19 protein-coding genes, 1 other RNA gene and 1 pseudogene are annotated in these 21,290 nt (G+C 60.3%); 11 read left to right on the forward strand and 10 right to left on the reverse strand.

From position 1 onward, the window contains the following. The first annotated feature begins 40 nt into the window (after positions 1-40). Positions 41-502, forward strand: coding sequence for a GNAT family N-acetyltransferase (locus EDC28_RS17050; RefSeq protein ID WP_050660798.1), 462 nt, complete (start codon positions 41-43; stop codon positions 500-502). Continuing rightward, the gene (locus tag EDC28_RS17055; protein ID WP_123422395.1) at positions 499-1,101 is read left to right on the forward strand and encodes a LysE family translocator; all 603 of its coding nucleotides are present in this window, start codon (positions 499-501) and stop codon (positions 1,099-1,101) included. Before EDC28_RS17050 ends, EDC28_RS17055 begins: the two co-directional genes overlap by 4 nt. A 9-nt stretch (positions 1,102-1,110) precedes the next feature. Here EDC28_RS17055 and EDC28_RS17060 read toward each other — a convergent pair whose 3' ends face one another. Next, positions 1,111-2,577: a M20 family peptidase gene (locus EDC28_RS17060; RefSeq protein WP_123422396.1), complete on the reverse strand. Its 1,467-nt coding sequence runs from the start codon at positions 2,575-2,577 to the stop codon at positions 1,111-1,113. 103 nt (positions 2,578-2,680) lie between these two features. Next, a complete protein-coding gene (locus EDC28_RS17065) occupies positions 2,681-3,883 on the reverse strand; it encodes an AraC family transcriptional regulator (protein ID WP_123422397.1) in 1,203 nt (400 codons plus the stop codon). 287 nt (positions 3,884-4,170) lie between these two features. On the opposite strand from EDC28_RS17065, the gene EDC28_RS17070 reads away from it, so the two are divergent. Then, positions 4,171-6,483, forward strand: coding sequence for a TonB-dependent receptor (locus EDC28_RS17070; protein WP_123422398.1), 2,313 nt, complete (start codon positions 4,171-4,173; stop codon positions 6,481-6,483). Between the two features lie 24 nt (positions 6,484-6,507). Here EDC28_RS17070 and EDC28_RS17075 read toward each other — a convergent pair whose 3' ends face one another. Beyond that, the gene (locus tag EDC28_RS17075; protein WP_123422399.1) at positions 6,508-6,822 is read right to left on the reverse strand and encodes a hypothetical protein; all 315 of its coding nucleotides are present in this window, start codon (positions 6,820-6,822) and stop codon (positions 6,508-6,510) included. A gap of 339 nt (positions 6,823-7,161) precedes the next feature. Between EDC28_RS17075 and EDC28_RS17080 the strand changes: the two genes are divergently transcribed. From EDC28_RS17080 to EDC28_RS17090, 3 genes are all read left to right on the forward strand, one after another. Continuing rightward, entirely contained in the window at positions 7,162-7,635 is a 474-nt protein-coding gene (locus tag EDC28_RS17080; RefSeq protein WP_336391557.1) for a L,D-transpeptidase family protein, read from the forward strand. Positions 7,636-7,764: 129 nt separating this feature from the next. Beyond that, complete coding sequence (locus EDC28_RS17085; RefSeq protein WP_123422401.1) at positions 7,765-9,996, forward strand: FepA family TonB-dependent siderophore receptor; 2,232 nt, start codon at positions 7,765-7,767, stop codon at positions 9,994-9,996. A gap of 41 nt (positions 9,997-10,037) precedes the next feature. Then, positions 10,038-10,949: an alpha/beta hydrolase gene (locus EDC28_RS17090; protein WP_123422402.1), complete on the forward strand. Its 912-nt coding sequence runs from the start codon at positions 10,038-10,040 to the stop codon at positions 10,947-10,949. Between the two features lie 3 nt (positions 10,950-10,952). Here the strand turns inward: EDC28_RS17090 and EDC28_RS17095 are convergent, their stop codons facing one another. Next, complete coding sequence (locus EDC28_RS17095) at positions 10,953-11,183, reverse strand: helix-turn-helix domain-containing protein (RefSeq protein ID WP_050660789.1); 231 nt, start codon at positions 11,181-11,183, stop codon at positions 10,953-10,955. A 106-nt stretch (positions 11,184-11,289) separates the two neighbouring features. On the opposite strand from EDC28_RS17095, the pseudogene EDC28_RS17105 reads away from it, so the two are divergent. Further along, a pseudogene (locus tag EDC28_RS17105) lies at positions 11,290-11,763 on the forward strand (TlpA disulfide reductase family protein). A 38-nt stretch (positions 11,764-11,801) separates the two neighbouring features. On the opposite strand, the gene gcvP reads toward EDC28_RS17105, so the two are convergent. The 6 genes from gcvP to EDC28_RS17135 all read right to left on the reverse strand — a co-directional run bounded on the left by gcvP (position 11,802) and on the right by EDC28_RS17135 (position 19,343). Beyond that, entirely contained in the window at positions 11,802-14,693 is a 2,892-nt protein-coding gene (gene gcvP, locus EDC28_RS17110) for an aminomethyl-transferring glycine dehydrogenase (RefSeq protein ID WP_123422405.1), read from the reverse strand. A gap of 65 nt (positions 14,694-14,758) precedes the next feature. Next, the gene (gene gcvH / locus EDC28_RS17115) at positions 14,759-15,148 is read right to left on the reverse strand and encodes a glycine cleavage system protein GcvH (protein ID WP_050660786.1); all 390 of its coding nucleotides are present in this window, start codon (positions 15,146-15,148) and stop codon (positions 14,759-14,761) included. Between the two features lie 46 nt (positions 15,149-15,194). Then, positions 15,195-16,274 (reverse strand): glycine cleavage system aminomethyltransferase GcvT, encoded by a 1,080-nt coding sequence (gene gcvT, locus EDC28_RS17120; protein ID WP_050660785.1) that lies wholly within the window; start codon positions 16,272-16,274, stop codon positions 15,195-15,197. Positions 16,275-16,385: 111 nt separating this feature from the next. Further along, positions 16,386-17,627, reverse strand: a complete 1,242-nt coding sequence (locus EDC28_RS17125; protein ID WP_244946606.1) for an FAD-dependent monooxygenase — start codon at positions 17,625-17,627, stop codon at positions 16,386-16,388. After that, positions 17,615-18,766: a 2-octaprenyl-6-methoxyphenyl hydroxylase gene (ubiH, locus tag EDC28_RS17130; RefSeq protein ID WP_050660783.1), complete on the reverse strand. Its 1,152-nt coding sequence runs from the start codon at positions 18,764-18,766 to the stop codon at positions 17,615-17,617. Before ubiH ends, EDC28_RS17125 begins: the two co-directional genes overlap by 13 nt. Before the next feature lie 4 nt (positions 18,767-18,770). Continuing rightward, positions 18,771-19,343, reverse strand: a complete 573-nt coding sequence (locus EDC28_RS17135) for a UPF0149 family protein (RefSeq protein ID WP_170164161.1) — start codon at positions 19,341-19,343, stop codon at positions 18,771-18,773. Between the two features lie 152 nt (positions 19,344-19,495). Here EDC28_RS17135 and zapA point away from each other — a divergent pair, with 152 nt between their 5' ends. The 4 genes from zapA to rpiA all read left to right on the forward strand — a co-directional run bounded on the left by zapA (position 19,496) and on the right by rpiA (position 21,261). Beyond that, positions 19,496-19,810: a cell division protein ZapA gene (gene zapA / locus EDC28_RS17140; RefSeq protein WP_083446022.1), complete on the forward strand. Its 315-nt coding sequence runs from the start codon at positions 19,496-19,498 to the stop codon at positions 19,808-19,810. Then, positions 19,809-19,991: non-coding RNA, 6S RNA (gene ssrS / locus EDC28_RS17145), on the forward strand. Before zapA ends, ssrS begins: the two co-directional genes overlap by 2 nt. A gap of 7 nt (positions 19,992-19,998) precedes the next feature. After that, positions 19,999-20,571 carry a 5-formyltetrahydrofolate cyclo-ligase gene (locus EDC28_RS17150; protein WP_050660780.1) on the forward strand — a complete coding sequence of 191 codons (573 nt, stop codon included), beginning with the start codon at positions 19,999-20,001 and terminating at the stop codon, positions 20,569-20,571. 36 nt (positions 20,572-20,607) lie between these two features. Next, positions 20,608-21,261, forward strand: coding sequence for a ribose-5-phosphate isomerase RpiA (rpiA, locus tag EDC28_RS17155; RefSeq protein ID WP_123422407.1), 654 nt, complete (start codon positions 20,608-20,610; stop codon positions 21,259-21,261). Positions 21,262-21,290 lie beyond the last annotated feature (29 nt).

The following is a 21,290-nucleotide window of genomic DNA, read 5'->3' on the forward strand; positions in this document are numbered from 1 at the left end:
TCTGACAGAGCCAACCCCACTATGCCAGTCAGGAGTTCCCATGTGGTGCCACCAGGGTGATGTGCTGCTCAGCGACGACAACGCCATGATGCAGCTGGACGTGATCCACGGCTTTCTTAGCCAGAGCTATTGGGCGGCAGGGATCAGCCGCGCCCAGGTCGGTAAGGCCCTGGCCGGCTCCTACTGCTTCGGGCTCTTTAAGGGCAACCAGCAAATCGCCTTTGGCCGCCTGATAACCGACAAAGCCACCTTTGCCTACCTGGCTGATGTGTTTGTTCTGCCCGAATACCGGGGCTTGGGCCTGGCCAAGTGGATGCTGGGAGAAGTCTTTGCCCAGCCCTGGGCCCAGGCATTAAGGCGCCTATTGCTGGCCACCCGCGACGCCCACCCGCTGTACCGGCAACTGGGTTTTACTGCCCCCGCCGCGCCCCAAAACCTGATGGAGGTACACCGCCCCGCTATCTACCAAAATTGCACCCATACAATTAAGGAATCCTTGTGAGCCACGACCTGATCGCTACTTTTGGGGCAGCCCTGCTCTTTACCCTGGCCGCCACCGGCACCCCAGGCCCCAACAACATGCTGCTAACCGCCAGCGGCGCCCAGTTTGGGCTCTGGCGCAGCCTGCCGTTCTGGCTCGGGATCCGCATCGGCACCACGGTGATGCTGCTAGGGGTGGCCGCCGGCCTTGGCGATCTGCTGGCCCGCTACCCCAGGGTGCACCTGGCCTTGCAGGTGCTGGCCGCCTGTTACCTTTTGTATCTGGCCTGGAAGATAAGCCAAAGCCAGCTCAGTAACGCCCGCGAACAGCAACAGCCGCTGGGAGTCGCAGGCGCGGCGGTGTTTCAATTCATCAACCCCAAAATCTGGGCCACCAGCCTGGCGTCGGTCAGCGCTTTTAGCCTGCCCGGTGATAGCTACTGGCCGTCCATCCTGCTCTTAATTTTGGCCTGGAACCTCACCGGCTCGGCCATGAACCTGATGTGGATAGTGTTCGGGGTCGGCATCAAGCAGCTGCTGCACAGCGCCCGGCGCCAGCGCTGGTTTGCCCGCACCATGGGCGGCCTGACCGCCGCCACCGTACTATTGATCTTCTGGTAGGCCGCCTGATCAGTGGCTGGCAGCGTCCTTCATCAGCAAGGAGTAAAAGCGGGTGGCGGCCGCCATGTTGGCCACCGTTATCCGCTCGTTGATGCCGTGGAACATGCCAAGCTCGTCTTTTTTAAGGACCATGGGGTTAAAGCGATAGGCGTTCTGGACGGCGCTGTCGTAATAGCTGCTGTCGGTGGCGCCTACCGTCAACCCCGGCGTTACCACCACGTCGCCATAGACTTCGCGGCTGGCCTTGGCCAGGGCCAGGAAACCGGGGCCTTGGCTGTCGGAGACGCTGGAGGCATTGCGCCCATCCCGCACCGCGATGCTGACCCTGTCGTCGTCGATGGTCTTTTGCACATAACGCAGCACTGAGTCGACGTTGTCCCTGGGGTGCAGCCTGAAGTTGATCACCGCTTCGGCAGTTACCGGCAGCACGTTGGATTTAACGCTGCCAGAGAGCATGGTTGGGGCCGTGGTGGTACGCAGGGTGGCGTTGGTGGTGGCACTTTTGGACAGCTCGGCGTTAAGCAAAGCGCCGAACAGCCAGCGGTTGGCAAACAGCAGCCGTTTATCAAACGGCATGTAACGGGCAAGGTTGTCGAACATTTCGGCGCTAAGGCCGTCAAGGCCCCCCGGCACCGGCGCGTTTTGCAGCCGCACCAGAGCCTGGGCCAAGATGCCCACCGCCGTCTGGTGAGGCGGCATGGAGCTGTGGCCGCCCTGACCATGGGCGGTGACATCGATGGTGAGATAGCCCTTTTCGGCCACGTTGATGCTGGCCACCGGCAGCGCCACCCCCGATACGACCCCGTCCAGCACAAAAGAGCCTTCATCCAGCGACCAAAGCGGCTCGATGTGCCGGGCCTTGAGCATGGCGGCAATGGCCTTGGCGCCATGCTCGGAGCCCACTTCTTCGTCGAAATTAAGGGCCACCATCAGGGTGCGCCGGGGCGAAAAGCCAGCGTTAACCAGGTCGCTTAAACTCTCCATCAGCGCCACTGCCGCGCTTTTATCGTCCAGGGCGCCCCGGCCCCAGATGTAACCGTCTTTGATAAGGCCGCTAAAAGGTGGCTGTTGCCAGAGCCCGGCGCTGCTTTGCTGGACCGGTACCACGTCGTAGTGCGCCGACAGCAAGATGGGGGCAAGGCTTGGGTCAGACCCCGGCCAGGTAAAGAGCCGGCCGTAGTGGTTGATGGCCTCGACTTTCAGGTTGGCGTGCACCTTGGGGTAGGTAGTGGCCAGCCAGGCCAGAAAGCCCTGGAAAGGGGCACGGTCAATCTGGGCAGGGTCGTCATACGAAACAGTGGCAAAAGCGATGGCCTCACTCAGGTGGCTGGCAATACGCTGCGAGTCCACCGCCAGCTCGGCTTTGGCCAGATGTGGCTGGGGCTTGGGCGTAAATAGAAGGGTCCGTACCACCACTACCGCCGCCAATACCAGCAGCGCCAGGGACGCCACCGCCAGGGGTTTTCGAAATGTCATGCCTTGACCTCTCAAGCAAAAGACCCCGTGGGGCCGGTTGCCTGTAGCTGTATCGCAAAGCCAAAAGCGCTGCCTCCGACTTTGCAAATCGCCATCAAAAAGCTCAGGCCGGGGTCAGGGCCAGTTGGCGGCGGTACTCCCTTGGGGTTTGGTCGAAGCGTTTTTTAAAGTGAGCAAAGAAGGTGGAGTTAGAGTTGAAACCGGCCTGGAAGCCGATGTCGGTCACCGACAAGTGGGCCATGGCCGGGTCGGCCAGCAGCCGCAGCGCTTCGTCCAGGCGGTAGCGGTTGATGAAGTCATAAAAGCTCTGCTCGGCATAGCCATTGATGGTCTCGGACAGGTGATGCACCGGCACCTTGAGCCGCGTGGCCAGCTCCGAGATTTTAAGGCCGTGCTCCAGATAGGGGCTGTCACTGCTCATCAGCCCTTGCAGCCGCACCCAAAGGGCTTTGGCGTCGGCTCGGGTGAGGCTGCTGGTCTGGTATTTGCTGCTGTGAAGAGGCGGCGCCGGCTCAGCCGCCACCGCCGGTAAAGGCGCGCCATGGGCTTCCCCCTGCTCGGCCAAAACCCGTTGGCGAAAGCCGTAGCGGGCAATCATCAGCGACCAGACAATGGGCCCCCAGGCCTGGAGATTGCCGCCGTTAAGAGGCAGCAGCCAGCCCAGCCAATGGGCCACTTCCAGTACCACCGCAAAGAGGGTCAGGCCGATAAAGCCGAAGATCATGTTGCGAAGCCAGGCAAGGTTGATGCCGTCGATATCCGAGTAACAGGCGCGGATCTGCGCCTCATAAGGCTTGAGCAGGCCAAGGGACAGCGCCCCGTAACCCAGCAGCGATACCCAAGTAGCGGCGCGGTGTACAAAGCGGCTTTGATTGAGCAGATCGCAAGGCTCGGCGCCAACGCAGCCGAGGCTCAGCCAATCGCCGGGTTCCAGGGGCAGCTGCCATTGCCACAGCAGGGCCAGCAACACCGCCGGCAGCAGGTGCCAAAGCTGGCTGGGGTGCCAGCAAAAATCGCTTTGGGTCTGGCTGCAGGTATAGAGGTAGAGCAAGGGGCCGAGGGCCATCTGCAAGGAGGTGACGGTGAGCGCCAGGTTGGTGTAGTAAAGGCTTTCACGTTGCCAAACGTGAGCCAGGGCCAGCACTGCCGTCAACACCAACAGGGCCCCCAGGTAATTGCGGGCCGGTTTGCTGGTTTTGGCGCTGCACCACATGAAAAATCCCAGCCCTGCCCCCAGGCAAAGACCGAGCAAAATGATAAGGCTGTTGAGCTGCAAGGTAACGGGTTGATCCAGTAGCGCTTTCATCTGTGCTTCCTTTGGCGCTTTTTTCCCTACCTTACAAAATCCGCCGCCTGTGGGGGAGGCCCAGAGTGTTAACGACTTAACAGTTCCGGTACCAAACCATGACGAAATTACCTACAAAGACTCCTAAAAAAGCCATTTTGTGCTGATTTGCAAAGTCGGAAGAGCAGCCAGCGGCGCCGGGCTATAAGAGACCAAGCTGTCCTTGGTTGTAACAGGGCATCCCTTAAGGTCAGCCGCCGTCAGAGCGGGCTACCCATAACAACACCGACATTGTGAGGAGATGGACATTGAACACCAGCAACCCGACCCGCAAGGCCCTGCCCGGCCTGCTGCTGATGCTGCCACTGGCAAGCGCCCTGGCCCAGGAACAGGCAGACACCAAGGACGACGGCCTAGCGATTGAACAAATCACCGTCACCGCCCAGAAGCGGGGCGAGAACCTCCAGGAAGTGCCGCTGGCGGTGTCGGTACTGACCAACAAGGATTTGGAGCGGGGCAATATCCAGACCTTCCAGGACATCCAGTACTCAGTGCCCAACCTCACCATGGCCACCTATTCCCCCTTTGCCACCACCGTCAACATGCGCGGCGTGCCCTCCAACCCCAACGGTGTGTTCAACTCCGGCACCAGCCCGGGCCTGGGCATTTATGTCGATGGTGTGGTGTATGGCCGGGCCACCGGCTTTAACCAAGAACTGAGTAATATCGAGCGGGTGGAAGTGCTGCGCGGCCCCCAGGGCACCCTCTTTGGCCAGAACACCAACCTGGGGGTGGTCAACATCACTACCCGCAAACCCTCCGATCTCCTCGAAGGCAAACTGAAGCTGGACCTGGGCAACGATGACCTGCGCCGCGTCAACGGTTATGTCTCAGGCCCCCTGGTGGAAAACCTGCTGGCCGCCAGCCTCACCGGCTTTAGCGTTAAGCGGGACGGCTTTCAAACCAACCTTGCCGACGGCAGCAAATTGCAGGACGAAGACCGCTACGGCGGCCGCGCCCAATTCCGGCTGACCCCAAGCGACAAACTCACCATCGATATCAGCGCCGACCGCCTCAAGGAAGACAGCACCCCGCCGGGCAACAGGCTGATTGCCGTCAGCCCCTATGGCCTGGCCGCCGTGGCCTTTTACAACGCCGGCGCCACTGCCAGCGATTTCACCACCAGCGACAAGCGCGATCTCTACGCCAACAGCAACCGCCTGTTCGGCAAGCGCGACAACTGGGGCCTGGACGCCACCTTAAGTTACCTTTTCGACAACGGCTACCAGTTCAAGTCCATCACCGCCCGCAAGCAATACGACTCCACCGCCGGTACCGATCTTGACGGCACCAGCCTCGACATCTACTACAGCGTCGAGCAGGAAAACGACGACCAGTTCACCCAGGAATTCCAGCTGATCTCACCGGCCGACAAGGCGCTGCGTTACGTGGCTGGCCTCTTTTACCTCAATAACGACTCGGACAACGACCAGTTCTTTGGCACCGGCACCGGCATTTACGGCATTCCCACCGGCCTTAGCGCCCCCTACCCCACCAGCTTCAATGCCGATGCCGGTAACGGCGTCACTCTCGGCGGTGACGTGAAAACCCAAAGCGCCGCCGCCTTCGGTAACCTCACCTATGACTTCACCGACCGTTACAGCGGCTTTGTGGGGCTGCGTTACTCCGAGGTGGAGAAAAAGATGGCCTTCTTCCAGCAGGGTTTTGCCACCTCCCTGCCCGGGCTTTATCTCAACAACTACGTGGATATTCCCGAGACGCACCAAAAACAGAACGACAACTTCGTGTCTTGGACCACCGGCCTTAACGCCAGCATCAGCGGCCTGACCGAGTTGCCCATGCACGGCTATGCCAAGGTATCGCGCGGTTATAAGGAAGGGGGGTATAACTTCAGGCCCCAGTCCCTTGAGGCCATAGGCGGCGACGCCAGCCACCCGGACATGAGCTTTGGCAAGGAAACCGTCACCAGCTATGAGATTGGCCTCAAAAGCGACCTGCTGGGCCGGCGCATGCGCCTGAATCTGGCGGCCTTCTACCTCGATTATGAAGACATTCAAACCCGGGTGGTGGACGACAGCGGCGTCAACCGGGTGGTTAACGGCCCGGCGGCCACCAGCAAGGGCCTGGAAGCCGAGCTGACCTTCAGGGCCACAGAGGGCCTGTCCATCAAGGCCTCAGGCGGTTATGCCGATGCCACCTTCGACAGCTTCCATAACTGCGCCAGCAATAGCGATTGCACCGGCAACCAACTGCCCGGCGCCTCCAAATGGACCGCTACGTTGGGCCTGAGCTACACCCGCACTGTGCTAAAAGACTGGGATCTGCTGGCCGGCGCCGATTACAGCTACCACAGCCGCATGTACCAAGATGCCCGTAACCTGGAGGCCACCCGCCTCAACGCCAGCAACCGGGTGGATGCCCGTCTCGGCCTGGTGAGCGCCAGTGGCAATTTGGAAGTGATGCTGTGGGCCAAGAACCTGTTCAACCAGGACGACCAAGCCTACCTGCAGGATTTGGCAACCTCGGATCTGTCCATCAGTACCGACCTGTACACCCCGCCCCGTACCTTTGGGGTGAGTTTTACCTACAGCTACTATTAAAAAAGCGGGCAACAGCCCGCTTTTTTATTGCCAGGCCTGCCATCGATTGAGGCTGTAAAGCGTGCCCTTGGGCACTTTGAAGGTCACCTCCGCCCCGCAGGACAGGGTATGGGTGCCGGGGCTTATTTCCAGCTGCTCGCCAAAGCTGCGCTGGGCATAGTGCCCGTCCAGCACCACTCTGTTGCAGCGCCCGCCGTTGGTGCTGTTGACACTCAGGTAAGTACGGCCATCTTCGGAGAAGCTCACCTTGCCGTAGGGGGTTTCGCCGTCCCCGGCCCACAGGCCGGAGCAGCCCGCCAGCAGGGTTAAAGAACAGGTGATGAGCAGGGGTCTTAGCATGGCTGATTCCTTGGCGTACCGGCGTCCTGAACGAGGGCTTAAACGCAACATAGCGCTACGGTCCCTGATGGACACCAACTGGGGCCAAGAATTCACAGCTGCGTCACAATTTATGTGCAGGAGCCGCTTTTCAGCCACGGCATCGCCCCTTAAAGCGCCCAGAAGCCGCCCTTGCCAAGGCCATGAAAACCACAATATTGCCAAACGGTTAGCGCATCGAGCCTTGAAAAGTGAACAACCACTTCCCCAGCCGGCTTTTAAAAACGTGATCCTGTTCCTTTTCCCTCACCGCAAAAGCTTTATGATGAACAAAACTTAAACAGTGACCTTGCCTGCACCGTGAAAACCCTGTTGCCCCTACTGCTGCTACTTTGCCCCTGGTTGTGCCTGGCTTCGCCCATGGCCGACATGGTGGTGGTGCACAAGTCCAGCTACAGCCTGGCATTGATGAAAGACGGCAAGGTGCTAACGCGGTTTTGGATAGCCCTGGGGCCGGCGCCTTATGGTCCAAAGCTCCGTGAAGGAGACCAGCGCACCCCCGAAGGCCGCTACCTGCTGGATTACAAGAAAGCCGACTCGGCCTTTTACAAAGCCATTCACATCAGCTACCCCAACGACACCGACCTCGCCAAGGCCCGCTCCCGTGGCTTTAGCCCAGGCGGGCGGATCATGATCCACGGCCAGCGCAACGGCTTTAACCCCAAGGTGCAGCCCTCCAACTGGACCAACGGCTGCATCGCCCTGCTCAACGCCGACATGGACAAGCTGTGGCGTGCCATCGCCCCCGGCACCCCCATCGTTATTTACCCTTGAACGTTTAAAACCGCCAGCACGCCCTGGCGCTGCTCCCCTCGCTTTACATTGCTGCAGTACAGGTGTACCTTTCGGCACCATTGATAATAACTATCATTTGCAAACTCATTAACTCTAAAGGAGATAGAGATGGCGCGCCCCATACCGGCCACTGTATCCGCGGTCAGTGCCCTGACCCTGGCCCTTTGCACCTGCCTGGCCCAAGCCAAAGACCAAGACTCACACCCCCCTAAAAAGACCCAGGTGGATGAAAAGATCACGGTCCTGGGCAGCGCCGAGGAGCAAATCAAACAGTCGCTGGGGGTGTCCATCATCTCTGCTGACGATCTTATTCGCCGGCCGCCGGCTAACGATCTGTCGGAGATCATCCGCAAGATGCCGGGGGTCAACCTCACCGGCAACAGCGCCTCCGGCCAATACGGCAACAGCCGGCAAATCGATATCCGCGGCATGGGCCCGGAGAACACCTTGATCTTGATTGACGGCAAACCAGTCAGCTCCCGCGATGCCATCCGCATGGGGAAATCCGGCGAGCGCAACACTCGGGGCGACTCCAACTGGGTGCCGGTTGAAGCGGTAGCACGCATCGAAGTGCTGCGTGGCCCGGCCGCCGCCCGTTACGGCTCCGGGGCCGCTGGCGGCGTGGTGAACATCATCACCAAAAAGCCGGCCAAAGACTTTAAAGGCTCGGTCAGCCTCTATGGCAACGAGCCCGAAGACAGCCGCGAAGGCGCCTCGCGCCGGGCCGGTTTTAACCTCTCTAGCGGCCTCACCGACACTCTGTCTTTCCGCCTCTACGGCAACGTCAATAAAACCGACGCCGATAGCCCTGAGCTCAACGGCGCCTACGCCAGCAGCGATACCGCCACCGCCCCGGCTGGCCGCGAAGGGGTGCGCAACAAGGACATTAACGGCTTATTGCGCTGGGATTTATCAAAGCAGCAGGTCATTGAATTTGAAGGTGCCTTTAGCCGCCAGGGCAATATCTACAGCGGTGACCGCGCGGTAAGCAGCGGCGGCTCGGAACTGTTAACTAGCCTCGCCAGCGACGGCGCCGAAACCAATATCCTCTATCGCAGCAGCGGCGCGGTCAGCCACCGTGGCAACTGGGATTGGGGCAGCACCCAGTTGTCGTTCTCCGTTGAGCGAACCCGCAACCACCGCCTCAACGAAGGCCTAGCTGGCGGCGTGGAAGGCAGCATCACCAGTGACGCCAGTTGGTCCACCTCCACCTACGACAGCTACCTGCTGAGCGGTAACACCGTTATTCCCTTCAGCCTCGGTAACGTCACCCAAACCGGCACCCTGGGTTTTGAACTCGGCCGCGACCAGTTGGACGACCCCTACTCCATGTCTCAAAGCCTTGGCGGCGGCGACATTGACGGCCTGAGCGACCAGCGGGACGGCAAAAACGACAGCCGCTATTACGCCCTCTATTTGGAAGACAACATCGAGCTGAGCCTCGATTGGATAGTCACCCCCGGGGTGCGCTTTGACCATTACAGCCAGTTTGGCGGTAACTGGAGCCCCTACATCAGTACCTCCTACCAGCTGACCGACGACATCACGGTGCGGGCCGGGGTAGCCAAAGCCTTCAAGGCGCCCAACCTTTACCAGGCCGACCCCAACTACCTCTATTACACCCGTGGCAATGGCTGCCCCCAGGATTACCCCAGCCAGGGCAAGGGCTGCTATATCCTCGGCAACGACAACCTGGAGCAGGAAACCAGCGTCAACAAGGAGCTGGGGCTGCAATACCAGCACCATGGCTGGAACGCCTCGGTGGCCTACTTTCGTAACGATTACAAAAACAAGATTGTCTCGGGCATGGTGCCGGTGGGCCAGAACGCCTCCGGCGCCTGGATAATGCAGTGGACCAATGCGTCCAAGGCCCGTATCGAAGGGGTTGAGGGCAGCCTGCGGGTGCCGCTGCTGGGCCGGGGCGGCGAGGTGCTGAGCTGGAACACCAACGTCACCTACATGGACAAAAACAAGAACCTCGATACCGACCAGCCGCTGTCGGTGATCCCCCGCTACACCGTCAATTCCTTTATCGATTGGCAGCTGAGCGAGGCGTTGTCGTTGTCCTTTACCGCCACCCGCTACGGCAAGCAAAAGCCCCAAACCATCAACTTCAACGGCAGCGAAGCCGAAGGCGACGCCCTGGAAACCCGAAGCCCCTACAGCCTCTTTAGCCTGGGCGGCAACTACCGGTTCAACCCCAGCCTGCGCCTGGGCTTTGGGGTGTCCAACCTCACTGACCGCCAGCTGTTCCGCCAGTCCACCGGCTCCAGCGCCGGGGCCAATACCTACAACGAACCGGGCCGGGCCTACTACGCCTCCGCCACCTACTCGTTCTAACGCCAGCCCGCCGCCGTGCGGGCTTTTTTCAAGGAATCGCCATGAAACTGCTGTTTTGGCTGCTGTGCCTGCCAATGGCCGCCTTCGCCGCCCCGGATCTCAGCAAACCCCTCGACCCCACCATCGCCGATACCGGTTCGGCCTATTACTACTTTGACACCCACGCCTTTACCTCGGCCGACGGCCAGCGCCATTACCGGGTGGTGACAGCCCTGCCCAACAAGGCGCCACCGGCCAGCGGCTACCCGGTGATTTATCTGCTGGACGGCAACAGCGCCCTGGCAAGCCTTAACGACGCTATGCTGGCCACCTTGCAGGACGACCCGCCGGTGATTGTCACCGTCGGCTACCAGACCAAGCTGCGCTTTGATGTTAGGGCCCGGGCCTTTGATTACACCGAGCCCAGGCGCGATGGCAAAGCCATCAATGAAGCTCGCCCCGGTGGCGGCAGCGATGCCTTTTTGGCGCTGCTGACCGGCCCCATCAAGGCCCACGTCAGGGCCTTAGTAAAAACCGACCCGGCGCGGCAAACCCTGTGGGGCCACTCCTTTGGCGGGCTCTTTGTGCTCTACGCCCTGACCCAGACAGAAGGGGAATTTAGCGGCTATGCCGCCGCCGATCCGGCGCTGTGGTGGCAAGGGGGCGATATGCTCACGCGCCTGGCGGCTTTTGCTGGCAAGGAAGGGGGCAAGAACCAGGTGCTTATCATGCATGGCGGCGCCAAGGCTCCCGAGCGGGTACTGGATGGCGCCCAGCAGGCCAGGCTCAAGGCCCGCCAACAGATGATGGGTGCCGTGCCCAAGGATGCGGCCCTTGAGGCCGCGCGCCGTTTGGCGGGCAAGGCCGGCATCACCAGCCATTACCGGGAGTTTCCGGCCCTCTCCCACGGCCCGCTGTTTGGCGCGTCCTTGATGCCAGCCCTGCGCCTAGCTCAGGGGCACCTGGCCGACTAAGGCTTATTGCAACGCAGCCAGTACCGCTACCACGTCCTTTTCCAGGGCCCGCAGCAAAGCCTTGGCCGGCCCTGTGGGTACCCTTCGCCCCTGCTCCCAATGGCGCAGGGTGCCCATATTCACTTCAATCAGTTCGGCAAAGGCTTTTTGGGTTAAACCTGTCTTGGCCCTGATGGCCTTGATGCGCTCGGCATCGAATTCCTGCTCATCCTGCATACAGCATCTCCTTGGCATTGCCCGGGCATTATGGCATTGATAAGTGCCCATGTTATATCAACATCGGCCTTTGGGAGACAGGGATATGTCCATAGTTAAACACTTGTACGGCTTGGTTTTTCTGATGATTTCCAGCCAGGCTTTGGCGGCCGTTGAACCCGGCGAACTTCCCCCTTCGTTTTTAGGCAATACCCCGGACGGCAAGCCGGTGGAGCTTAGCCAGCGTAAGGGCAAGGTGGTGGTGGCCACCTTCTGGGCCAGCTGGTGCGGGCCCTGCCTGTAGGAAATGAAAGTGCTGGAAGGTATTCAGCGCCAGGTAGGTAAGGATCAGCTGGAGATCGTCGCTATCAATTTTCACGAACCGCCACGGCGCTACCGGGCCATAGTGCGCAAGCTCAAAGACTTTCAAGTGACCTTTACCCATGACGCCCACGGCGCCATCAGCGACAGGTACGGGGTGAAGGCCCTGCCCAACATGTTTATCGTCAACAAGAACGGCTTGGTGGTCGAGCATCACCTGGGCTACAACCCGGACGGCACCGGTGAGTTAGTCGACGAACTCAACAAGTTGATGAGCGACCCGGCGCCAAAGACATAAAAAACCCGCCATCTGGCGGGTTTTTTCAAGCACCTTGCTTACTCGGCGTAAGCGTCGGTGGGCACACAGGCGCAGAACAGGTTGCGGTCACCGTACACATCGTCGATGCGGTTAACGGTGGGCCAGAACTTGTTGAGGCGCACGTCCTCGTTGGGGAACACCGCCAGGGCGCGCTCATAAGCACGGTTCCAGTTGGGGTCCATGACGTCGTCCTGGGTGTGGGGCGCGTTCACCAGCGGGTTGTCTTCCAAGGTCCACTCACCACGGCCAACCATCTGAATTTCTTCATAAATGGCATTCATGGCGTTGATGAAGCGGTCCAGCTCGGCCTTGGACTCTGACTCGGTGGGCTCCACCATCAGGGTGCCGGCCACCGGGAAGGACATGGTGGGGCTGTGGAAACCGAAGTCCATCAAGCGCTTGGCCACGTCCATCTCGCTGATGCCGCTTTCCTCTTTGAGGGGGCGCAAGTCCAGGATGCACTCGTGGGCCACCCGGCCGTTACGGCCGCTGTACAGTACCGGGAACTTGTCGCCCAGGCACTTGGCCACGTAGTTGGCGTTGAGGATGGCGTACTCGGTGGCTTTTTTCAGGCCAACCGAACCCATCATGGCGATGTACATCCAGGAGATGGGCAGAATGCCGGCCGAGCCGAACTGGGCGGCAGACACCGCGCCGCTGTCGGCGTTGGGGCCTTCAAGCTGCATCACCGCGTGGTTGGGCACGAAGGGCGCCAGGTGGCTTTTGACACCGATGGGGCCCATGCCGGGGCCGCCGCCACCGTGGGGGATACAGAAGGTCTTGTGCAGGTTCAGATGCGACACGTCCGAGCCGATAAAGCCCGGCGCGGTCAGGCCCACCTGGGCGTTCATGTTGGCGCCGTCCATGTACACCTGGCCACCGTGCTGGTGGATGATGTCGCACACCTCACGGATGGTCTCTTCGTAGACGCCGTGGGTGGACGGGTAGGTGACCATGATACAGGCCAGGTTGTCGGACACTTCCTCGGCCTTGGCGCGCAGGTCGGCCAAGTCGATGTTGCCCTGCTTGTCGCAGGCCACCACCACCACCTTGTAAGACACCATCTGGGCAGTCGCCGGGTTGGTGCCGTGAGCGGAGCTGGGGATAAGGCAGACGTTACGGTGCGCTTCGCCGCGGGACTCGTGGTAGCCGCGAATGGCCAGCAGGCCCGCATACTCACCCTGGGCACCGGAGTTGGGCTGCATGGCAATTTGGTCGTAACCGGTGATGTTAACCAGCCAGTCGGCCAACAGGTTAATCATGCCGTGATAGCCTTCGGCCTGGTTGTCCGGGCAGAAGGGGTGCAGGGAAGCGAACGCGGGCCAGGTGATGGGGATCATCTCGGCGGTGGCGTTCAGCTTCATGGTGCAGGAACCGAGACTGATCATGGAGTGGTTCAGGGCCAGGTCCTTGTTCTCGAGGCGCTTGATGTAACGCAGCATCTCGGTTTCGGAGTGGTACTGGTTGAACACCTCATGCTTGAGCACCGCGTCTTCACGCTTGAGTGAAGCCGGGATGGACTCAATTTCGCCGTCCTGAATACGGGCATCCAGGGCCGCTACGTCCAGGCCGTGACCGGCGCCCAGCAGGACGTCAAACAGCTCGGCCACGTCTTCACGGGTGGTGGCTTCACTCAAGGTCACGCCCACGGCGCCGTCGAGGTCACGGCGCAGGTTAACGCCTTTGGCTTCGGCAGCGGCCAGGGTAGCGGCCTTGTCTTTGACATGGATGGTCAGGGTGTCAAACCAGTGGCCGTTGGCAATGGCCAGGCCCTTGTCTTTGAGGCCCAGGGCCAGGATGTCGGTCAGGCGGTGGATGCGCTGGGCAATGCGTTTGAGACCTTCGGGGCCGTGGTAAACGGCGTAGAAGGAGGCCATGTTGGCCAGCAGCACCTGGGCGGTACAGATGTTGGAGTTGGCCTTTTCGCGGCGGATATGCTGCTCGCGAGTCTGCATCGCCATGCGCAGCGCCGGCTTGCCACGGGCGTCTTTGGAGACACCGATAATGCGGCCAGGCATGGAGCGCTTGTAGGCATCGCGAGTGGCAAAGAACGCAGCATGTGGGCCACCGTAGGCCATGGGCACACCGAAGCGTTGGGCAGAACCCAGCACCACATCGGCGCCCAGGGTGCCGGGGGATTTTAGGAGCAGCAGCGCCATGATGTCGGCGGCCACGGCCACGATACCCTTCTGAGCCTGGATGGCAGCAATCAAATCGCTATGGTCAACCACGTCACCCTGGGTGCCGGGGTATTGCAGCAGGGCACCGAAGATGTCCATGCCCTCGGCGCTGGCGGCAGGGCCAACCACCACCTCAAAACCAAAAGCGCTGGCGCGGGTTTTCACCACACCGATGGTTTGCGGGTGGCACTCTTGATCCACAAAGAAGGTGTTGGACTTGCTCTTGGCCACACGCTTGGCCAGCGCCATGGCTTCGGCGGCAGCGGTGCCTTCGTCCAGCAGGGAGGCGGAGGCCAGGTCCATACCGGTCAGATCCATGGACAACTGCTGGAAGTTCAAAATGGCTTCCAGGCGGCCTTGGGCGATCTCCGGCTGGTAAGGGGTGTAGGCGGTGTACCAGCCCGGGTTTTCCAGCACGTTGCGCAGGATAACGTTGGGGGTCAGGGTCGGGTGGTAGCCCATACCGATGTAGGATTTAAAGACCTTGTTCTTATCAGCCAGGGCTTTCAACTGAGCCAGGGCTTCTTCTTCGGTCTTGGGCGCACCGATGGTCAGCTCTTTATCCAGGCGGATAGAGCCAGGCACGGTTTCTTCAATCAGGGCTTCAACGGACGCGGCGCCAATGGTGGCCAGCATGGCAGCAGTTTCAGCGGCATCCGGGCCGATATGGCGGTCGATGAAGGCGTCTTTGTATTCGAGTTCGGTCAAGGAACGGCGGGTATCAGACATGTTCACCTCTGATGGTAAGCAAAGCCCCGGCGATACGCCGGGGCTTTGAACAACAATACGTTAGCTTATTCTTCGTCGATGACGTTCTGGTAGCCTTCGGCATCCAGCAGCTCGGCGAGCTCGGCATCGTCGGTGGCTTTGACACGGAACAGCCAGCCGTCGGTGTAGGGCTCGTTGTTCACGGTCTCGGGCGCGTCTTCCAGGGCCTCGTTGACGGCAACGATTTCGCCGGTCAGCGGGCTGTACACGTCGGAGGCGGCTTTTACAGACTCCACCACGGCCACGTCGTCACCGCTGTTCACGGTGCTGCCCACTTCTGGCAGCTCAACGAACACCATGTCACCCAGCAGCTCTTGGGCGTGCTCGGTGATACCAATGGTGTAGCTACCGTCGGACTCTTTGCGGATCCACTCGTGGGAGGCGGTGTATTTCAGATCTGCAGGGATATTGCTCATTGTTATTCCGTTCCTTTAATGCCTGAGTTTGGTGAACTGAATTAGGTTAGCAAACCTTCTTGCCGTTACGCACGAATGCTGGCTTGACGACCTTCACATCCACCAACTTATTACGAATTTCTACCTGGGCATCGGTGAAGTCACCGGCCGGAACCCGGGCCATGGCGATGGCAAAGCCCAGGGTCGGAGAGAAGGTGCCGGAGGTGATCTCACCTTCGCCATTGGCGGTAACCACCTTCTGGCCGTGGCGCAGCACGCCTTTTTGCTCCATCACCAGGCCAACCAGTTGCATGGTGCCGGCGGCTTTCTGCGCTTCTAAGGCGCTACGGCCGATAAAATCGCGGTCCTGGGGTTCCCAGGCGATGGTCCAGCCCATGTTGGCCGCCAGCGGAGAAACGGTCTCGTCCATGTCCTGGCCGTAGAGGTTCATGCCGGCTTCCAGGCGCAGGGTGTCGCGGGCACCAAGGCCGGCAGGCTTGACGCCGGCGGCCAGCAGGGCGTTCCACAGGGCCACGGCCTGGTCTTGGGGCACCACGATTTCGTAGCCGGCTTCGCCGGTGTAACCGGTGGTGGCGATGAAAAGGTCACCGGCCTGCACACCAAAGAAGGGCTTCATGCCTTCAACGGCAGCGTTTTGTTCGGCGCTGAATACGGTGGCGGCCTTAGCTTTGGCGTTGGGGCCTTGCACGGCGATCATGGCCAGCTCTGGGCGCTCGGTGACAGTCACCTCAAAAGCGGCAGCCTGCTTGGTTATCCAAGCCAGGTCTTTTTCGCGGGTGGCGGAGTTCACCACCAGGCGGAAGAAATCTTCGGACAGGAAGTAGACGATAAGATCGTCAATCACACCGGCGTTGTCATCGAGCATACCGGTGTAGAGGGCCTTGCCCGGCACGGTGAGCTTGGCCACGTCGTTGGCCAGCAGGTAGCGCAGGAAGTCACGGGTCTTAGTGCCGGTGAGATCCACCACCGTCATGTGGGAAACGTCGAACATGCCGGCATCGCTGCGCACCGCTTTGTGCTCTTCAATCTGCGAGCCGTAGTGCAGCGGCATATCCCAGCCGTGGAAGTCGACCATCTTGGCGCCACAGGCGTTGTGGGCATCAAAAAGCACGGTTTGTTGGGTCATGGCGTTTCCCTTATCTGTTCATTCTGGCGGTAAGGTCCAGGGATGAGCAGCAAAAGAAAACGATTACCTGCCCATCATGGCAGGGCATTATAACGCCGCGACGACAACAATTTAAGGTGAGAATATTTGATGCTTTTTTTGCACAGATAAAAGCTGATCAAGCACCACCACACCTCTAGCTTCTTCAATGAAAACCCGTTTAACAGGCGCCACCGAAGACACCCCATTCAACCCCAGGTTGCGCATTACTTTAAGTAATGGATTAGCAACGCCGAACAAGGTTTTCAGGCCATTCATGGCCGCCAGCATCTTGATAGCGGCCGCTTTACGGGCCCGGCCATAAGGAGCCAGCACCTTGAGGCTACCAAAATCGCGCTCATCCATGGCGGCGTCCAGCAGCGTTTCGGCCAGCGCCAGGGCATCGGCAAGACCGAGGTTAACCCCTTGGCCAGCCAGGGGGTGGATGGTGTGGGCGGCGTCGCCCACCAGTGCCATACGGGGTTTGACAAAATCCCGGGCGTAACGGGCCATCAGCGGCAGCCTTTGCACCTCGCTCAACAGCTCTACGGCGCCCAGGCGATTATCAAAAGCCAGGCGCAGCTGATTGGCAAAATCGGTGCTATCAAGGGCCATCAGGGCGTCGGCCTCCTGCGGCACTGTCGACCAGACAATGGAACACTGGTTCACGTCCCACAGTGGCAAGAAAGCCAGCGGCCCCTGGGGCCGGAAGATTTGCCGGGCAGCGCCCTGGTGGGGCAGCTCGGTTTTTACCGTTGCCACCAGGGCGTGGTGGCCGTAGTCGTGAAACACAATGGGAATATCGGCCAGGGCCCGCACCTGGGAATTGGCACCGTCGGCTCCCACCAGCAGGCGGGTCGCCACCATGTCGCCGTTGTCCAGGCTCAGCATCAGGTTTTGCTCGCCTTCGTTGATGGCGGCAAGTTTGGCCGGGGCCTTGAAGGTGATGGCCGGGCACTGGCGAATTTCCTGCCACAGCGCCAACTGAATTTGCCGGTTCTCGACAATGTGGCCAAGCACTTCGGCTTTGACGTCCTCTGCTGAAAAAGCCAGCTTACCGAAGCTGTCTTTTTCCCAGACTTCCATGGCCTGGTAGGGGCCTTTACGGGCAATGTGCTGCCAGGCGCCAAGGCCAGCCAAAATTTGCCGTGAGCCCTCGGAAATGGCGCTGACCCGGGTGTCGGCCACCGGGCCAAAGTCCTGGTTGGGCTCATGGCCGTCCACCAACACCACCTTGATACCACCGCGGCCCAGCATCAGCGCCAGGGCGGCACCCACCATGCCGCCACCCACCACGGTGACCTGCGCTTCCATAAAGGCCATCAGTTTTCCCATCCAAGCATTTGCCAGGCCAGCTTACGCTTGGCCATCGGCAGGTGATTCAAAAGACCCAGGCCGGCATTGCGCCCGAGATAAAGCGGGGTCAGATCCCAGGTAAAGAGGCGGGCCAGCAGATCGGTCGTGGCGATGGTGCGGCCAAGGTCGCCCTGGCGCTTCGCCTCCCAACGGGCCAGGCCCAGCCAATGGCCAGGGTCGCCAGGCGCAAGGCTTTCAAGCAGCACCAACACATCACGAAGGCCAAGATTAAAGCCCTGGCCGGCAATGGGGTGCAGGCTGTGGGCGGCGTTACCCAGCACCACCGCCCTGTGGGCGCGCAAACTGGCGGCCTCGATAAGGTGCAGCGGGTAACAGTGGCGCTCACCGATATCGACAAAAGCCCCCAGGCGCCAGCCAAAACGCTGCTGCAGCAAGGCGGCAAAATCTGGGTTACCCAGCGCCATGGTCTGCTCCACCTCTTCGGGGCGCACGCACAGCACTAGGTTCATGCGCCCCTCGGTCATGGGCAGCAGCGCCAGGGGGCCGGTGCCGGTGAAACGCTCATAGGCCCAGCCCTGGTGGGGCTTGTCGGTTTTGATATTGGCGATGATGGCGCTTTGGCCATAGGGCTTGTCGCTGGCGGCGATACCCAGCAGCTTGCGGGTTTGCGACTGGCCGCCGTCGGCCACCACCAGCAACTTGCACTGCAATTGCAGGCCCGAGGCCAGGGTGACCTGATAGCCGGCATCCAACGATTCGATATGGGCAATGCGGTCGGGGCAAAACCATTGGCAAGGCAGCTTTTCACGCAGCACCTGGCCAAAGGCCCGCACCGGGATCACTTGCCCTAGGGCCTCGACCTTGTGGTCGGCGGCGTGAATTTGAGCGCGGCCAAAACCGCCGCGCTCGGCCACATGAATATGGCGGATAGCCTCTGCATCGGCCTTTAGATGGGGCCACAGTCCCATGGTCTCCAGGCCCTCGACAGAGCCGGCCGACAGGGCAATAACGCGGTCATCAAAGCTGGGCTGCTGGCTCTGGTCAAACCGGGCCGGCTCGACAATGCCGACCTGCCAGTGCCCGAAGCGGCGAGCCAACCCCCAGGCCAGGGTAGCCCCGACCATGCCGCCGCCGACAATGAGAATATCGAGCTTCATGACATCAATGCAGGGTTTTGGCGGCGTTTTGCTCAGGCGCTTTGGCGAAATGGCTGAACACCAGCATGGCGACAACCCGCAGGTACTCTTCCACTTCCACAAAGGCCGACTCGGCGGCGCTGTCGTCTTCTTCCACTTCGGTGGAGAGGTTGGCGATATCTGCCAAGTCGTCCAGCGCCTCGCGGATATCGTCGCTGACCTTGGCCTTACCGGCCTGCACGCCATAACCGGCCAAAAAGCCCTGGGCCCAGTCGCAAAGCCCTTGGATACGGTCCGGCAGGGCTTCGTCTTCATCAGGCAACAGCACTGAAAATTCGAAATTGGCTTCGACCAGTTGCTGGCAAAGCTGCAGGAACATCGGCTCCAGCACGTCTTTGACCGCCTGGGTGTAGGCCAGGCCGTTGTTGGTCAGGTCATAGAGGGGAACCAGGTAGCTGGTGCCATCCATCTCATGGCCGGCCGCTACCAGGCCGGTAAGAATGCCGTGGATCTCGGCAGGTGAAGCGGTAACCTGGTTGCTGGCCAGCAAGCGGGCCAGGCTTTCGTAAGTATGGGGATTCTGGCCGTTAGGGCTCATATTCATCTTCCAGCAAGGGGCATGGACGTTATCCTAACACGAAGGATGCGCTCATCAGCCAGCGCATCCCTTGATCCATCGCAATGGCATCGCTATAGTGCGCCACCTTAACGCGCGCCTACGGATGCAGACTGATTACCCAAGGACACTGCATGGCAGAGCAATCGTTGCAAGAGACGTTGGAAATTGTCGTACTGGGCAGACGCTTTCGCGTAGCCTGCCCTCGTGGACACGAGCAATCTTTGAAAGAAGCCGCCCGTGACCTCGACGACCGCTTGAAAACCCTGCGTAATCAGTCCGAATTAGGCAACCGCGAACAATTGCTGACCATGGCGGCACTGAACCTCACCCATGAACTGCGCCTTGCTGAGGCCCGCAGCCGTGAGTATGCTGATGCCATGGACTCCAAGATCAAGACACTGCAGCAAACCATTGAGCAGGCCTTGATCCACCAGGCGAAAGAATAAGTCCCTGGGATGTTTGCCAGCGGATCTATGTCCCTGAGCCGATATCTACGTCTAAGGGTGCTTTCTCTGCTGCTATTGCGCAAGCTCAGCTCGTACTGAGACGCCTACGGCGGCAACCAAGTACCCGCCTTGAACCATTGGGTTCAAGGGCTAACATCTGCAGCGGCATTCCGGGGCCCTCTTATTGAATGACTGACCGAAACGGCATTCGCCGCTGGGCACGCCAGCAACGAAGCGCCCTCTCCCCCACTGAGCAAGACCAAGCCGCCAAGGCCGCCGCCCAGCAAGCGCTGGGCCTGACGGAGCTGGCCGGTGCCACCACCCTCGCCCTTTATCTTGCCAACGATGGCGAGCTGGACCCTCAGCCGCTGCTCGATGCGTTGGCCGGTGCCGGAAAAACAGTGTTGCTGCCGGTGCTACATCCCTTTGTGCCAGGGCACCTGCTGTTTATGCGATACCAGCGCGGTGAAGCCATGACCCTCAACCGTTTTGGCATTCCCGAGCCGCAGCTGGATGTACGTAAAGTGGTGCCGGTTAGCGATATCGATGTGGTTTTTACCCCCTTAGTGGCTTTTGACGATGCCGGCCACCGCTTGGGCATGGGCGGCGGTTTTTACGACCGTAGTCTCGCCTCTTACCAGGGGTTGGTGGTGGGCCTTGCCCATGATTGCCAGCAGCACCCGGCGCTGCCGGTAGCCAGCTGGGACAAACCCTTGAGCCTTATCGTCACGCCAAAGGGGATAAAACGTTTTCGTAGCTGATATAATGCCTGCCCCATTCCCCTTGGAGCCCTGGTAATGACGCAAGATGAACTGAAAAAAGCCGTTGGTTGGAAAGCGCTGGATTATGTGGTCAAAGACAGCATAGTAGGCGTGGGCACCGGCTCTACCGTCAACCACTTCATCGATGCTCTGGGCACCATCAAGCACCAAATCAAAGGTGCCGTTTCTTCTTCTGAAGCCTCCACCGCCAAGCTCAAGGCCATGGGCATCGAGATTTTTGATCTCAACAGCGTGCCGGAGTTGTCTGTCTATGTAGACGGCGCCGATGAAATCAACGGCCAGAACCATATGATCAAAGGCGGCGGCGCGGCCCTTACCCGCGAGAAGATCGTCGCCGCCGTGGCCGACAAGTTCGTGTGCATCGTCGATGCCAGCAAAACCGTTGAGGTGCTGGGCGCCTTCCCGCTGCCGGTGGAAGTGATCCCCATGGCTCGCTCCTATGTGGCTCGCGAGCTGGTCAAGCTGGGCGGCGACCCGGTCTACCGTGAAGGGGTGGTGACCGACAACGGCAATGTGATCCTCGATGTGCACAACCTGAAAATCGTTGATCCAGTCGACTTCGAGGCCAAGCTCAACGCCATCGTCGGCGTGGTGACCAACGGCCTCTTTGCCGCCCGCGCCGCCGATGTAGTGCTGGTTGGCACCAGCGACGGGGTAAAAATCCGTTGACTTTTAGACGGCCATCTGGCCGTCTATAC

This window comes from Gallaecimonas pentaromativorans (assembly GCF_003751625.1).
GTDB lineage: Bacteria > Pseudomonadota > Gammaproteobacteria > Enterobacterales > Gallaecimonadaceae > Gallaecimonas > Gallaecimonas pentaromativorans.